Source organism: Paenarthrobacter sp. C1, from assembly GCF_049315185.1.
GTDB lineage: Bacteria > Actinomycetota > Actinomycetes > Actinomycetales > Micrococcaceae > Arthrobacter > Arthrobacter nicotinovorans.
Map to the genome: position 1 here is coordinate 4,441,948 of NZ_CP186052.1, position 12,922 is coordinate 4,454,869.

The following is a 12,922-nucleotide window of genomic DNA, read 5'->3' on the forward strand; positions in this document are numbered from 1 at the left end:
AAGTGCAGACCAACCCACGGCTCAACATCCGGCAGGTCACGTGGGCCAACCCCGTAGGTGCCGACCTTCGAGCCGCGCAGCAGGCGGAACTGGATTCACGTTTCGGAAGCACTGACCACGAACCCGGGCCTCCCCCATCGGAAGCCGATACCGCAGTCTTTGTGGTGGCTTACGAAAAGTGTTCCGGCCAACCGCTCGGCTGTGGAGGCCTGAGGATGCTGGACGAGAACACGGCAGAGGTAAAGAGGCTCTACGTGGTTCCCTATGCCCGTGGCTCGGGAGTGGCGAGCTCAATCCTTGCCGCACTCGAAGCCCAGGCACATTCACACGGATTCACGGTGATCGCAGCCGAGGCAGGTTCAGCCCAGTCGGACGGCCGCAGCTTCTACGAAAGCGCGGGCTTTGCGGCCGTGCCCAATTTTGGTCCCTATGTGGGCGTCAACGAGTCATATTGCTATTCCAAGCGCCTGGACTCCCACAGTGCTTCACACACAGCAATGGCCTAAGCGGGACGGACTCCGGCGCAACATCCAGCATGGAGTTGCGCCGGTTCGATAATCTCGGATTATGGAAAAAGCAGACATCACCTTTCGGACCCGTAAATGGGTTCGGCCCGAGGACCTTAACGCCAACGGCACGCTCTTCGGCGGTAGCCTGCTGAAGTGGATCGATGAAGAGGCCGCGATCTACGCCATCCTTCAACTCGGCAACGGCAGGGCCGTCACCAAGTACATCTCGGAGATCAACTTCGTGAGCTCCGCAGTCCAGGGCGACCTCATCGAGATGGGGCTGACGGCCAAGCACTTCGGCCGCACGTCCTTGACCATGCGGGCCGAGGTCCGGAACATGATCACGCGGCAGGCCATCCTGACCATCGAGGAGATCGTGTTCGTCAACCTCGGAGCTGACGGGCGTCCCCAGCCCCACGGTTACACGGAAATCACGTACGACCGCGACCGGATCCCCACCCACCACCTGACCGAGACGCTCGACGAAGACTGAACCACCCGCCGTCGTGCAGCCTTCAAACTGCAGTTAAACGGGTGCTGGCGACCGCGAATACGCGGCCGCCAGCTTGTATTTCCGGCGACGGGAGTGAGTGCCGCCGGAACCTGTGGGGCGCTTTAGCGCCGGTCGAACGTCAGCCCGCCGGGCACCTGGAACGTCGGCATGAGTTCGAGCATGCCTACGTTGACGTGGCGGGGCGTTTCGATGGCGTAGTCCAGCGCATTGACGATGTCGTCCGTGGTCAGCGACTCGTAGCCCTCGTAGTAGGTCTGCCAGGCTTCTTCCATGGCCTCGGGCGTGCCGCCGAGGTTGCGGCCGAAGATCTCGGTCTCCACGCGGCCGGGGCAGATTTCGGTGACGCGGATGCGCTTGCCCACGGTGTCGTTCCGGAGCTGGCGGGAAATCTGGTGCACGGCAGCCTTGGTGGCGTGATAGACCGTGTGCCCGTAGAAGTTGTACAGACCAGCGATCGAGCTGATGTTGATGACATGGCCAAGATCGCGCTCCACCATGCCCGGCAGCACCAGCCGGGTGAGCTGCAGCAGGCCGCGAAGGTTCACGTCCACAAGCTCGTCAATGTCTTCCTCGGAGGAATCCAGGATGTTGCCCGGTCGGGAAACACCGGCGCAGTTCACCAGGACATCCACCTTGAGGTCACCGACGACGGCGGCCAGCGCGGCCGTGTCGGTCAGGTCGACTACGTGCGGGATGGCTCCGGTGCGGTCGGCCAGTTCGGCGAGGCGTTCCTCGTTGCGGGCGACGGCGTGGACTGTCAGGCCGCGCTTGGCGAGGCGCTCCGCGATGGCGGCACCCATCCCGGTTGACGCTCCGGTGACGAGGGCGGTGGTGTAGTCGGAAAAAGACATGGTGTCCTCCAGAAGGTGGGGAATCGGTGGGCCGCTGTGCGCCGGACCGGTAAGGCCCGGCGCACAGCCGCTAGGTGGTGGCTAGGCGTCGCGGAGCGGTTCGTGGGCTCGGTCCTTGACCGTGCTGACCGCGATGAGCGTGCCGAGGGCGGTGATGACTGCGTAGAAAGCAGGCATGTAGATGTTGCCGGTGCTGCCGATCAGCCAGGTCATGAGCAGCGGGGCGGTGCCGCCGAACAATGCCGAGGAGATGTTGTAGCCGAGACCGTAAGCCGAGTAGCGGACGCGGGTGGGGAACAGCTCGACGATCAGGATATGGATGACTGCGGTGTGCCCGGCGAAGACGATGGCCATGATGCAGGCGCCGAGGATGGCCAGGCCCATTTCGCCGGTGGCGATGAGGGCGTAGGACGGAATGCCGAGGACAGCCATGGCGATCGCGGAACCAGCGATGACTTTCTTGCGGCCAATGCGGTCGGACAAGGCGCCCATGAACGGGATGGCGATGCAGATGACCACCAGGCTGCAGGCGGTGACGAGGAGTGCCTCACCGATGGTGAAGTTCAGCTGCTTGCCCTTGAGGAACGTCGGCATGTAGGAGAAGAGAACGTAGTAGCCGGAGCCGTTCATCAGCGGGATGAAGAGGGCCAGGAGCATGGCACGGCGGTGTTCTTTGGACTGGAGGGCTTCCTTGAGGGGGTTCTTGGAGAGGCCGCCCTCTTCCTTGAGCTTCTCGAAGTTCGGGGTGTCGCTGATGGCCTTGCGGATGTACCAACCGATGATGCCCATTGGGATGGCGACCAGGAACGGGATGCGCCAGGCGAACGCACCGAAGCCGCCGCCGTCGATCGCTGCCTGGGTGAGCCACGGCGACATGGAGTAGGCCACCAAAGTACCGGTGAGCAGCGCTGCGAAAGAGGCAATCTGCGCGTAGGAAGTGATGACGCCGCGCTTGCCTTCAGGGGCGTGTTCAGCGAGGAACGTCATGGCGCCGGCAGCTTCGCCACCAACGGAGAAGCCCTGCAGGAGCCGCAGGAGAACCAGCAGGATGGGAGCTGCAACACCGATTGCTGCGTAAGGGGGAAGCAGGCCGATACCGGCGGTGGCGACGCTGATCAGGAGGATGACAAAGACCAGTAGTTTCTGCCTGCCGATCCGGTCGCCAAGGTAGCCGCAGACCACTGCGCCGAGGGGACGGACAAAGAAGGAGACCGCGTACCCGGCGAAAACGAAGAGCAGGGCGTTGTCCGGGTTGCCGGGCGCCAGGAAGACCAGGGCCAGAGTCCCTGCCATGAAGGCGAAAATGCCGTTGTCGTACAGTTCCACGAAGATGCCAACGCACCCTGCGGTGACAACCTTGCGGGTTTGGCGGCCCGTGAGCCGCTCATGCTGCACTGGAGCAGCATTGGTGCTTGCGGTCATGACTTTTCCTTACTGGGATGAGCGTAGCAACGCCTACTGGTTGACGACAGGGTTTTAGCTGCATGCCGCAACTGGTAGGTCCTGCCACTGGGGACGGCATCCAATGCCGAGGAGTCCGAAGACGGTGTGGACGGATTCGCGGAGGGTCTCAAGCTGAGCCCGCGAGCGCCTGTGGGCGGCAGTTGCTTCTGCCACTGTGGTTTTCCGAAAACGGACTTTGTCCCCTGGCCTCGCTTGGGCCAGGACATCCAGTCCGGTGCTGGTAACCACTGCAAGGACGGGATATCCGGCGGTGACGCCGCGTCCCCGGTGCAGTACCAGCAGCTCTTCCCTTGAGGGAACCTCGACGGCGCCCACTGGCACGCCGCGGGAAAGGACCTCACCGCTTGAGGTTCTTTCCGGAAGTTCTCCGCCAAGCCGCAAGCCTATGTGGTTGCTGCGGCCGCTGACGGCGTACTCGGAGGTGAAGAGCAGTTCACCGGATTCGCCGAACTCGGCGACGTCCGGCCCGTCGGTCACGTCGACCAACAAGTCTGAATCCATGCCCGGCCTTTCGAGGCCGAGCCGGAAAAGGGGAAGGTCGAAGTACGGCTGGCGTACAGGTGTCACGCTCCGACGGGTGACGAGCGCGGTTCCTTCCTTGAGCTGGCGTCCGAAGCCCACGACGGTGTCCGGGGCGGCGCTACCAAGCAATGTCTCGGCCTCAATGGAGCCGTGGACGGCCAGGTAGGCACGGAGTCCGCGGTGGATCCCGCGGATGGACACGGATTCGCCCGCACGCACCGAAACGGGTTCCCACTGGCTGCATGCTCGTCCGCCGACGGTCAGGGTAAGGGGTGCGCCGGTTACAGCGATCAGGACATCTGTGTTCGCGGTCATCCGAAAGTCGAGGGCCGTGATCTCCACCAGGGGATCGTTGTCAGGATTTCCGGCCAGGATATTGGCGGCGCGCGCTGAATACTGGTCGAGGGCGCCGTTCACGGGAAGTCCGAAGCGGGGGCCCCGGGTCCTGCCGAGGTCCGTCACCACGGAGTTTCCCGGCTGCTGGATCAGGATCCGGCTGCTCATGGCAGGCGTTCCAATTCCAGCGGTTCCAATTCCCGGCCAACGAAGTCGTTGAAGTCTTCGCTGCGGATCTGCCGGAACCGCAAAATGTCGCCGGGCTTGTACGGGACCAACGGTTCCTTGCGGATGTTCAGCACGGAAAGCGGTGTCTGGCCAATCACGCACCAGCCACCCGGAGCAGCGGCCGGAGCGATGACTGCCTGGCGTCCGGCAACGGACACCGCACCTGCCGGGACGCTGAGCCGGGGATCCTTCAAACGGGGTACAGGCCTGGGGAACGCGGGACCGTCCATCATGGGAGAACCTGCGGGAGCGCCCAGGCATCGTACGGTGTAGGTCTTTTCAGTGTGGAGCCGAATGACTTCTCCGGTTGAAATGCCTTGATGCTCCGCAACGAGTTCCAGGTCCGGACCGAATTCGCCACCGTAGACCACGGGGACATCGAATTCACGGGGCGCCTGCGCTCCCTCGGCTGCATGGCCGAGCTCCAGCAGCCCCAGCTTGACGAAGGCGCGCACTTGGCGGGCCGAAACCAGGATGGGATCGAATTCCACCAGGACGGAGTCGTAGGTGGGAACGGCACCGTAGAGACCTTCGGCGCCGCAGCTTTCCAGCCAGTCGGCCAAGCGGTGAACTGTGAGCCAGTTGTCTTCGTTTGCTTGCGAGATGGCCACGACACGAAGTGCGGAGTCACCTGACTCGTAAATCTCGGTGGGGGCCACTGTGAGGACGGTCATGTCAGGCCGCCTTCTTCCTGGCGTCCATGACCTCGGCCAGCGGGGCGATGCGAACACCGGCGGAGATGAGCTCGGAACGGATCAGGCGGGCCAGTCCGACAGCGCCGAGGTTGTCCCCGTGGAGGAGGACTGTGTCGACGTCGATATCCATGTCAGCGCCGTTGGCGCAGCGGATCTTGCCGTCAACCACCATGCGGAGCGTCCGCTCCACGATGTCGGCGGGATCATGCAGCACAGCACCGGGTTGGCTCCGGGGAACCAGTGTCCCGTCTTCCTGGTAGGCGCGGTCAACGATGCCGACAATTGCCACGTCCAGCCCGGCGGCGCGTGCAGCCACAGCCAGTTCGCCTTCCTGGGCCACCACCACGAGTTCGTTGTCCACGCGGGCCGCTGCCTCGGCCACGGCCTGGGCGTAATCGGCCCGGACGGCAACGAGGTTGCCGAGCCGGCCGTGGGGTGCCAAGTGCGTGACCTTGGTGCCGTGGAATGCGGCGAAGCCATTCAGCGCGCCCACTTGGTACACGACGTCGTTCTGAACTTCACCGGCCGAAAGGCCCATGTCGCGCCGACCGAAACCCCGCAGGTCCGGGAAACCCGGATGGGCCCCGATTCCAACTCCACGTCGCACGCATTCGCCAACAGTAGCGGCCATAATGTCCGGATCGCCGGCATGGAACCCGCATGCGATATTGGCGCTTGAGACGATCTCAAGGAGTTCGGAATCGTCGCCAATGGTGTAGGCGCCAAATCCCTCTCCGAGATCCGCTACAAGATCAATTATCGGGTTCACGTGGTTCTCTTTTCGTGGTTTTGCCGTGGAATTGAATTCCAAGGAAACGGCGGGTGATTTCAGGATTCCCCTCCGTTGCCGGATGTTCTTTCCAAAAGTCTCGCACCGGGCAACCACGCGGCACAAAGACCTAATAGTTATCCCGTAATAGCTCTCCGTTATGACCTGCACCACCCTGTACTGTGGCTTGGGTCCCACCGGCCCCGGATAGAATTTCCCTAACGCAAGCCACCCGGGGACGTGGCCCTCGAGGAAGGCAGACCAATGGATACGCGCAAGCTCTCATACTTCGTGCAGATCGTTGACTCCGGCAGCATTACCAAGGCTGCTGCGGCGCTCCACGTCGCACAGCCCGCCCTGAGCCAACAGGTATCGGCACTGGAAAACGACCTCAAGCAGCGCCTCCTGATCCGCAGCAAACAGGGCGTTGAGCCTACCGCTGCGGGACACACCCTCTACCGGCACGCGCAGTCGATCCTCCGGCTGGTGGAGCAGGCGCGGCAAGACGTCGCCACCTCCGGCGCAGCACCCTCCGGCCGGGTTTCCATCGCGATTGCGCCCTACAGCATGGCCTCCAGCCTGACGCCGCAGATCATCAGCGAAGTCAGCCGGCGCTATCCGGATATCGTGGTGCACTTGACCGAGATTTTCGGCGGGGTGTTGAGCGAAGCCATCAAGAACGGCCGCCTGGACATGGCACTCATCTACGAGCCCGGAAAGATCCGCGGAGTGCAATTCACCACCATGATCGTGGAAGACCTGCACTTGGTGGTCCATCCGGACCTGGACGTGAACCACGGCGAGGATACGGTCACGCTTGCGGAAGCCAGCAAGGTGGGACTCTTCCTTCCGGAGAAGAACCACACCCTCCGCCAGATCATCGAGAAGGGTCTCGCCGAACAGGACCTGCCCCTCAAATTGGTGGGCGAAGTCGAGTCGGTACCGTCACTGACCCGCCTGATCCGGGCCAACCTGGGTGGCACTGTGTTGCCCAAGTCGGCCGCGGATGCCCTCTTCCCGGACCAGGACTTCAAGGTGTTGCGGATCGTCGAACCCGGGCTGCAGAGCAAGATCGCCCTCTGCACTCCCGACCACGAGCCGCTGTCCGAGGCAGCCTCAGCCGTGCTCATGGTGGTCAAGGAAATGCTGCACCAGCAACTGATCAGGAAGTACGGAACCGACCCCGTGCAACTGCCGGCCCATCCATAACAAAGCCTTATCCGGACAGACGGCTTTGGTCTTATTCAAGACCGTTTTAATTTCCTAATATCGAATCAGCAAGGAATTCGAAAACAGCTCACGGACACCGCGGGCACGTTCAAAGGAAAAAACGGTGAAAAAGATCAGCACGACCGGATGGGTTTCGAATCCAACCCGTGGAACGATCAGCGCACGAACCGGATTCCACTGCCCGCGGAATGGTTTTTGGCGTCCCATCGGTGGCATTGGTGAACCACTGTTTGTCTTCGAAGGCAGCCTGATGCCCGCACACTCCGGAAACAGCATCGAGTGGCATCTGGTGGATACCCGCCCCGGCCACTCCAGTCTCGACTGAGCGGCGGCCGCAGGGGCAGCCGCCGGACCCGGCCACCCGCCGTCGTACTTCCACCGCCGCTGCACCGGACCGCTTAACTCGACCGCACCAAGGCGCCCTGCCCCCGGCAAGGGCGCCTTTTTCATGCCCGCGGCCGATCGTGCCACAAACCAGACTTGCCGCAACCGCTCGTGCCGTAAACAGGCACACCAAAGGGCCGGCCGCAACGCCACAGACGCGCGACCGGCCCCTTCGCCGAAGATCAGTCCTCTACCAGGAGGCCCTTCTCCTTGAGCTTCTCCGTCAGTCCGCAGAGCTCAATGGTGTTGCCGCCGTCATGGTAGAGCTTGATGAGTTCGCGCTCGTGGTCATCGCGTGCTTGGGACAGCGCAATGACTTCCTCGGCCTCTTCGCGGCGGACCACCACAACGCCGTCAGCGTCGCCGCGGAGGATGTCGCCCGGGTAGATGATTTCGTCGCCGAAGACGATGGGGTGGTTGATCGGGCCGAGGGTCTCCTTGACGGTGCCCTTGATACTGACGCTGCCGGAGAACACGGGAAGGCCGAGTTCAATCAAGTCTTGGGTGTCCCGCACGCCGGAATCGGTGACCATGGCAGCGATTCCCTTGGCTTTCATCGCGTTGCCCAGGACATCGCCGAACGTGCCGGCCTCGGCCATTTCCTGCGCGCCGACCAGGACCACATCGCCGGCCTGGGCATAGTGGATGGCGACCTGGAGCATGAGGTTGTCCTGTGGTGCGCAGGCGACAGTGACGGCCGGGCCGCAGAAGGACATGGAACGGTCGATCGGCTTGATCCTGGAGCTCAGCGCGCCGCGGCGGCCCTGTGCTTCGTGGATGGTGGCAGAGGAAAACTTGGCGAGGCGGCTGACGACATCGGCGTCGGGGCGCTCGAACTTGGTCTTGACGTGGATCATTGTCTGGATCTTTCTAGTTGAGGGCGTTGACGGCATCGCGGATCGAGTCCACACCGGCGTTGATGGTCTCCAGCGAGGTAGCGAAGGAGATCCGGAAGTAGGGACCCAAACCGTAGGCCGAGCCCTGGATGACGGCCACGCGGGCGGCGTCCAACAGGTAGAGCGTAAAGTCCTGGTCGTTCCCGATGACCTGGCCGTCGGGCGCGGTTTTGCCGATTACGCCTGAGCAATTCACGTACGCGTAGAAGGCGCCTTCGGCCGGCGCAACGGACAGGCCGTTGATGGCGTTGAGGCCCTCGACGGCGGCGTCCCGGCGTTTGCGGTAGACCTCCACCGAGTCACGGACGAAGGACTGGTCACCGTTCAGCGCCGCGACTGCTGCGGCCTGGCTGATGGACGACGGGCACGACGACGTCTGCGACTGCAGTTTGTTCATGGCCGCAATCAGGGGTACTGGACCCACTCCGTAGCCGAGCCGCCAACCGGTCATGGCATAGGCCTTGGAAACTCCGTTGACCAACAGGACGCGGTCCTTGAGCGCCGGGACGGCTGTGACCAGGCTGGTCACGCGGCCGTCGCCGAAGTGGACTTCGTCGTAGATCTCGTCGGTGAGGATGAAGACGTGCGGATTCTTCCCGAGGACCTCCCCGAGCTCCTGCAGTTCCTCACGCGTGTAGACGGCCCCGGTCGGGTTGGACGGAGCGTTGAGGATGAGCCACTTGGTTTTGGGTGTGATGGCCGCCTCCAGTGCGGCCGGTGTGAGCTTGAAGCCCGTATCCTCGCCGCACGGGACAATCACCGGAGTGCCGTCATTGGCCAGGACCATGTCCGGGTAGGAAACCCAGTACGGCGCGGGGACGATCACTTCGTCGCCCTGGTTGAGCGATGCCATCAGTGCCACGTAAAGGACCTGCTTCGCTCCGCCACCGATGGTGAGCTGCTTGGCGTCATAGCGATGTCCGGCGTCCCGCTCGATCTTGTTCAGGATGGCGGCCTGCAGCTCAGGGGTGCCAGTGACCGACGTGTACTTCGTCTCGCCGGCGTTGATTGCCTTGATGGCGGCGGCCTTGATGTGGTCAGGGGTGTCGAAATCCGGCTCGCCGACCGTGAGGTCGATGATTTGGACGCCTTCGGCTTTCAGTTCGCGGACGCGGGCGGCAGCGGCGACGCTGGCTGAGGCCTTGATGCGGCTGACCCTCGACGCCGGCAGGAACTCGGACATGTCTCCTCCAGGAATGTGGAACCCGGGACGCGCGGATTCGCGGATCCCTTTTTCGAGACTAAGGACTGAAAGGGGGCTCTGGATAAGACCTAATGTGCGTGGATCTATAAGGGAGTCTTATGACCGAAGGCGGCACCACACCCATGCACTTTGCTTATGGGTTCACGCGGTTTTGGTATTTCCGCGGCTTGCTGGACTCCGCCTAGATTCGAAGGGTTGGAAGTGTCCGCGCAGCGCCCGTTCCGTGACCGAAAGGTAGCCCATGCCAACCCATACCCGGTCAACCACAGCCCGGTACTCATACCGCGCCCGTGCACCACGAACCGAGGCTCCGACTCACGTGGAACGCGCCAAACTCGTGCATGCACTGGCCCTGCACCGGCAACTCCTGAGCCATGCTTCCAGCGCTATCCGTAACCTCACCGCCGGCAGGAACGAGCTGATTGCGCAAGCCGTAGAAGACGGGTTGGGGTTCGCGACCATTTCCGCAGCGACTGGCGAGAATCTCCGCACCGTCCGAACCATCGCTTTGGCTTATGACGATCTCCATCCGAGCGGACTTCCCCGGCAAGCCCAGTTGGCTGCGTTGAAGACCAAAAGCCGTGAGCTTCGTGCGGCCGAGAGGCACCGCGAACAGATCACGGAGCGGCGGGAAGCCCTGATTGTGATGGCACTCCGAAACCACGTTTGTGATGATCTGGAACTCGCGTCACTGACAGGGCTCACCCCGGACCATATCCGCCGGGCAACCCGAGGAATCGCACGCCCGGCCTAGTACGCCCGGGCCTGGCCCTCCCCGCCTGCCGTCCCCACCTGCCCTCCCCGCTGGCCCTCCCCGCCTGCCGTCCCCGGCTGGGCACCCGTTGAACCCAACCCCAGCGGAGGGTAGAACGGGTACATGACCAACGACGTGAACTCCTGGATGGACAACTACGAACGCGCATGGACCTCGAACGAGCCTGACGACATCCGGGCCCTCTTCACCGAGGACGCCACCTACTTCGACAAGCCCAACACGGAGAAACCGTGGAGTGGCCACGAAGAGATCGTCAAGGCGTGGTCCGAGGCCGGCGACAAGCCCGAGGACTGGACCTTCGAATGGACACTCCTGGGGCAGGACGGCGATACCGCTTTCGTCCAAGGCGTGACCACATACCTCAACGGTGAGCCCACCTATGACAACCTTTGGGTGATCCGTTTCGCCGACGACGGCCGCGCCCGTGAATTCACCGAGTGGTACATGGCGCGCAAGTAGCTCAGGATCGGTCAGCGGGGCGGATCAGCACATTCTCTTGGATCTGGCTCCAGCCCTGGTACTTCGCTTGGCCGGCGTCGACGTCATCGTTGATGAGCTTCGCCTGCGAACCGTCAAACACAGTGAGGGTGAGGATCTCCTCACCTGTGGCAACCGCCGCGCAGCCTGCCCTCCATCGCTCCGGGAGTCCGACCGGCACCGCATACAGGCAAGCGGATCCGCCTGTCTTGCTCTTGGCCCCGTAGTACTTCACGTCATCATGGGTAGCCAACAAACGGGCCGACCCCGGCTCGACCTCAAGATCCACTCCGGTGAGGCTCACGGGCTCCGGAAGCTGGTCCTCCGCCGTCGCTTCCCTGGCCAGGACGTCCGGACCTGTTGGCGACGAACAACCGGCCAGCCCCAACGCGGCAACAACGGCAACTACAGCGCCGACACGGCGTTTCATGGCTCTGCCCCCTCAGGCTCCCGTGCCGTCCAGCCTAGCCCACCCCCTCTGGTCCAGTAGCTGTCAGTAACTGTCGCGCTCCGCCGCTTCGGGCACGGGGATGAACGTCTTGGCAAACCTCTCCGACTCGCGGGCCAGCACCGCCACATCGGCACCGACAAGCACAAAGGAGGCACCGGCGTCGAGATAGGCACGGGCGGTATCAGGGTTGAAGGCGTTCACACCGGCAGGCTTGCCGGCCGCTTTAGCGGCTTCCAGGCAATGCTCGACGACGGCCCTCACCAAGGGATTCTCCTGCTGTCCCAGCAGGCCCATGGACGCGGCGAGGTCCGAGGGGCCGAGGAAGATGCCGTCCACGCCGTCGACGGCCAGGATCTCCTGCACGGCCGACGCCGCAGCCTCGGATTCGATCTGGACCGTGAGGCTGATGGACTCGGAAGCAGCAGCCAGGTAGTCCGGGACACGGTTCCACCGTGAAGCCCGGGCCAGTGCCGAGCCAACCCCGCGAACACCATGCGGCGGGTACCGTACAGCAGCAACCGCAGAGGCTGCCTCAAACGCAGAGTTCACCATGGGGATCAGCAGGTTCTGCACGCCGAGGTCCAGGTACTGCTTGATGACCACGGTGTCATTGACCGGGGGCCGGACCATGGCCTGCACGGGGTAACCGCTGACGGCGTGGAGCTGGGCAAGGATCGATTCGAGGCCGTTGGGACTGTGCTCCGCGTCGATCAACACCCAGTCCAGACCTGAACCGGCGCAGATTTCCGCCACCAGCGGGCTACCGGAGCAGACCCACATCCCGGCCAATGGACGCCCAACCTCGGAGAGGGCCGAATAGAAGGTGGGGCTCAGCTGAAGTGACATGTCACGACTCCCAACGGTCCGTAATCCGCGTGCACGGTATCACCTTTGTACACCCACAGGGGGCGGGTAAACGAGCCCGCCAGGATGATATCTCCGGCCTTCATCGAATCCCCGTGCGCGGCGATCTTGTTGGCCAGCCAGTGCACTCCATTCGCCGGGTGGTCGAGCACGCCGGCCGCGACTCCGGTCTCCTCGACGGTCTGGTTCTTGTACAGGATCGCGGACACCCAGCGGAGGTCGACGGCGTCAGGCCGCACCGGTCGTCCGCCCACCACCATGGCCCCCATCGCGGCGTTGTCCGAGATGGTGTCCACGATGGTCCGGCCCTCCATTTCGATCCTGGAGTCCAGGATTTCGAGGGCCGGAACCACGTAGTCAGTCGCGTTGAGCACGTCGAAAATAGTGCAGCCGGGCCCCTTGAGGCCGGACTTCAGCACGAAGGCCAGCTCCACCTCCACCCGTGGATGGGTGTACTTGTCCCACTCCACGGAACAGCCGGTCTCCAGGACCATGTCATCGAAAATGGCGCCGTAGTCGGGCTCGGTGATGCCGGTGGCAGCTTGCATGGCTTTGGACGTGAGGCCGATCTTGCGCCCCACCAACGTGCGTCCGGCTTCCTCGTTCCGCCGCATCCATAGCTGCTGCACGGCGTAGGAGTCCTCCACCGTCATGTCGGGGTAACGCGCGGTCAGGCGCGGGACCGGTTTACGGTTCCGGCCGGCTTCGAGGAGCTCGTCGGCAATGGCTTCGATCGTCTTCGCGTCCAACATG

General features: G+C 63.3%; 16 protein-coding genes. 6 read left to right on the top strand and 10 right to left on the bottom strand.

The annotated features are described in order from the left end of the window. Positions 1–2: 2 nt before the first annotated feature. Positions 3–506 carry a GNAT family N-acetyltransferase gene (locus ACNAOU_RS20750; RefSeq protein ID WP_018779826.1) on the top strand — a complete coding sequence of 168 codons (504 nt, stop codon included), beginning with the start codon at positions 3–5 and terminating at the stop codon, positions 504–506. A 61-nt stretch (positions 507–567) separates the two neighbouring features. After that, on the top strand, positions 568–1,002 hold the full coding sequence (locus ACNAOU_RS20755) for an acyl-CoA thioesterase (protein ID WP_018779825.1): 435 nt from the start codon (positions 568–570) through the stop codon (positions 1,000–1,002). A 122-nt stretch (positions 1,003–1,124) separates the two neighbouring features. Here ACNAOU_RS20755 and ACNAOU_RS20760 read toward each other — a convergent pair whose 3' ends face one another. The 5 genes from ACNAOU_RS20760 to ACNAOU_RS20780 all read right to left on the bottom strand — a co-directional run bounded on the left by ACNAOU_RS20760 (position 1,125) and on the right by ACNAOU_RS20780 (position 5,888). Continuing rightward, entirely contained in the window at positions 1,125–1,874 is a 750-nt protein-coding gene (locus ACNAOU_RS20760; RefSeq protein ID WP_039243328.1) for an SDR family oxidoreductase, read from the bottom strand. A gap of 81 nt (positions 1,875–1,955) precedes the next feature. Continuing rightward, positions 1,956–3,296: an MFS transporter gene (locus ACNAOU_RS20765; RefSeq protein WP_422757652.1), complete on the bottom strand. Its 1,341-nt coding sequence runs from the start codon at positions 3,294–3,296 to the stop codon at positions 1,956–1,958. A 54-nt stretch (positions 3,297–3,350) separates the two neighbouring features. Then, positions 3,351–4,364: a biotin-dependent carboxyltransferase family protein gene (locus ACNAOU_RS20770; RefSeq protein WP_422757653.1), complete on the bottom strand. Its 1,014-nt coding sequence runs from the start codon at positions 4,362–4,364 to the stop codon at positions 3,351–3,353. Beyond that, positions 4,361–5,098 carry a 5-oxoprolinase subunit B family protein gene (locus ACNAOU_RS20775; RefSeq protein ID WP_422757654.1) on the bottom strand — a complete coding sequence of 246 codons (738 nt, stop codon included), beginning with the start codon at positions 5,096–5,098 and terminating at the stop codon, positions 4,361–4,363. The genes ACNAOU_RS20770 and ACNAOU_RS20775 overlap by 4 nt, the downstream gene beginning before the upstream one ends. A gap of 1 nt (position 5,099) precedes the next feature. Next, positions 5,100–5,888 carry a LamB/YcsF family protein gene (locus ACNAOU_RS20780; protein WP_422757655.1) on the bottom strand — a complete coding sequence of 263 codons (789 nt, stop codon included), beginning with the start codon at positions 5,886–5,888 and terminating at the stop codon, positions 5,100–5,102. A 264-nt stretch (positions 5,889–6,152) separates the two neighbouring features. Here ACNAOU_RS20780 and ACNAOU_RS20785 point away from each other — a divergent pair, with 264 nt between their 5' ends. Next, on the top strand, positions 6,153–7,097 hold the full coding sequence (locus ACNAOU_RS20785; protein ID WP_039243331.1) for a LysR substrate-binding domain-containing protein: 945 nt from the start codon (positions 6,153–6,155) through the stop codon (positions 7,095–7,097). Positions 7,098–7,221: 124 nt separating this feature from the next. Continuing rightward, positions 7,222–7,443 (top strand): hypothetical protein, encoded by a 222-nt coding sequence (locus ACNAOU_RS20790; RefSeq protein ID WP_422757656.1) that lies wholly within the window; start codon positions 7,222–7,224, stop codon positions 7,441–7,443. 241 nt (positions 7,444–7,684) lie between these two features. Here the strand turns inward: ACNAOU_RS20790 and ACNAOU_RS20795 are convergent, their stop codons facing one another. Further along, the gene (locus tag ACNAOU_RS20795) at positions 7,685–8,359 is read right to left on the bottom strand and encodes a 4-carboxy-4-hydroxy-2-oxoadipate aldolase/oxaloacetate decarboxylase (RefSeq protein ID WP_018779817.1); all 675 of its coding nucleotides are present in this window, start codon (positions 8,357–8,359) and stop codon (positions 7,685–7,687) included. 13 nt (positions 8,360–8,372) lie between these two features. Further along, positions 8,373–9,581, bottom strand: coding sequence for an aspartate transaminase (locus ACNAOU_RS20800; RefSeq protein WP_422757657.1), 1,209 nt, complete (start codon positions 9,579–9,581; stop codon positions 8,373–8,375). A 262-nt stretch (positions 9,582–9,843) separates the two neighbouring features. On the opposite strand from ACNAOU_RS20800, the gene ACNAOU_RS20805 reads away from it, so the two are divergent. Together ACNAOU_RS20805 and ACNAOU_RS20810 are read left to right on the top strand one after the other, a co-directional pair. Continuing rightward, positions 9,844–10,356 carry a hypothetical protein gene (locus tag ACNAOU_RS20805; protein WP_422757658.1) on the top strand — a complete coding sequence of 171 codons (513 nt, stop codon included), beginning with the start codon at positions 9,844–9,846 and terminating at the stop codon, positions 10,354–10,356. 123 nt (positions 10,357–10,479) lie between these two features. Further along, the gene (locus tag ACNAOU_RS20810; RefSeq protein WP_422757659.1) at positions 10,480–10,836 is read left to right on the top strand and encodes a nuclear transport factor 2 family protein; all 357 of its coding nucleotides are present in this window, start codon (positions 10,480–10,482) and stop codon (positions 10,834–10,836) included. Position 10,837: 1 nt separating this feature from the next. Here the strand turns inward: ACNAOU_RS20810 and ACNAOU_RS20815 are convergent, their stop codons facing one another. The 3 genes from ACNAOU_RS20815 to hpaH all read right to left on the bottom strand — a co-directional run bounded on the left by ACNAOU_RS20815 (position 10,838) and on the right by hpaH (position 12,921). Then, positions 10,838–11,284, bottom strand: a complete 447-nt coding sequence (locus ACNAOU_RS20815) for a hypothetical protein (protein ID WP_422757660.1) — start codon at positions 11,282–11,284, stop codon at positions 10,838–10,840. A gap of 63 nt (positions 11,285–11,347) precedes the next feature. Beyond that, positions 11,348–12,151 carry an aldolase/citrate lyase family protein gene (locus tag ACNAOU_RS20820; RefSeq protein WP_422757661.1) on the bottom strand — a complete coding sequence of 268 codons (804 nt, stop codon included), beginning with the start codon at positions 12,149–12,151 and terminating at the stop codon, positions 11,348–11,350. After that, positions 12,136–12,921, bottom strand: a complete 786-nt coding sequence (gene hpaH, locus ACNAOU_RS20825) for a 2-oxo-hept-4-ene-1,7-dioate hydratase (RefSeq protein ID WP_018779811.1) — start codon at positions 12,919–12,921, stop codon at positions 12,136–12,138. Before hpaH ends, ACNAOU_RS20820 begins: the two co-directional genes overlap by 16 nt. Between the last annotated feature and the right edge of the window lies 1 nt (position 12,922).

What these genes read in the sequence shown, in the direction of transcription:
- ACNAOU_RS20755 (WP_018779825.1), top strand. Translation starts at nt 568, where the DNA reads ATGGAAAAAGCAGACATCACCTTTCGGACCCGTAAATGGGTTCGGCCC.
- ACNAOU_RS20760 (WP_039243328.1), bottom strand. Translation starts at nt 1,874, where the DNA reads ATGTCTTTTTCCGACTACACCACCGCCCTCGTCACCGGAGCGTCAACC.
- ACNAOU_RS20765 (WP_422757652.1), bottom strand. Translation starts at nt 3,296, where the DNA reads ATGACCGCAAGCACCAATGCTGCTCCAGTGCAGCATGAGCGGCTCACG.
- ACNAOU_RS20770 (WP_422757653.1), bottom strand. Translation starts at nt 4,364, where the DNA reads ATGAGCAGCCGGATCCTGATCCAGCAGCCGGGAAACTCCGTGGTGACG.
- ACNAOU_RS20775 (WP_422757654.1), bottom strand. Translation starts at nt 5,098, where the DNA reads ATGACCGTCCTCACAGTGGCCCCCACCGAGATTTACGAGTCAGGTGAC.
- ACNAOU_RS20785 (WP_039243331.1), top strand. Translation starts at nt 6,153, where the DNA reads ATGGATACGCGCAAGCTCTCATACTTCGTGCAGATCGTTGACTCCGGC.
- ACNAOU_RS20795 (WP_018779817.1), bottom strand. Translation starts at nt 8,359, where the DNA reads ATGATCCACGTCAAGACCAAGTTCGAGCGCCCCGACGCCGATGTCGTC.
- ACNAOU_RS20800 (WP_422757657.1), bottom strand. Translation starts at nt 9,581, where the DNA reads ATGTCCGAGTTCCTGCCGGCGTCGAGGGTCAGCCGCATCAAGGCCTCA.
- ACNAOU_RS20805 (WP_422757658.1), top strand. Translation starts at nt 9,844, where the DNA reads ATGCCAACCCATACCCGGTCAACCACAGCCCGGTACTCATACCGCGCC.
- ACNAOU_RS20810 (WP_422757659.1), top strand. Translation starts at nt 10,480, where the DNA reads ATGACCAACGACGTGAACTCCTGGATGGACAACTACGAACGCGCATGG.
- ACNAOU_RS20815 (WP_422757660.1), bottom strand. Translation starts at nt 11,284, where the DNA reads ATGAAACGCCGTGTCGGCGCTGTAGTTGCCGTTGTTGCCGCGTTGGGG.
- ACNAOU_RS20820 (WP_422757661.1), bottom strand. Translation starts at nt 12,151, where the DNA reads ATGTCACTTCAGCTGAGCCCCACCTTCTATTCGGCCCTCTCCGAGGTT.
- hpaH (WP_018779811.1), bottom strand. Translation starts at nt 12,921, where the DNA reads ATGTTGGACGCGAAGACGATCGAAGCCATTGCCGACGAGCTCCTCGAA.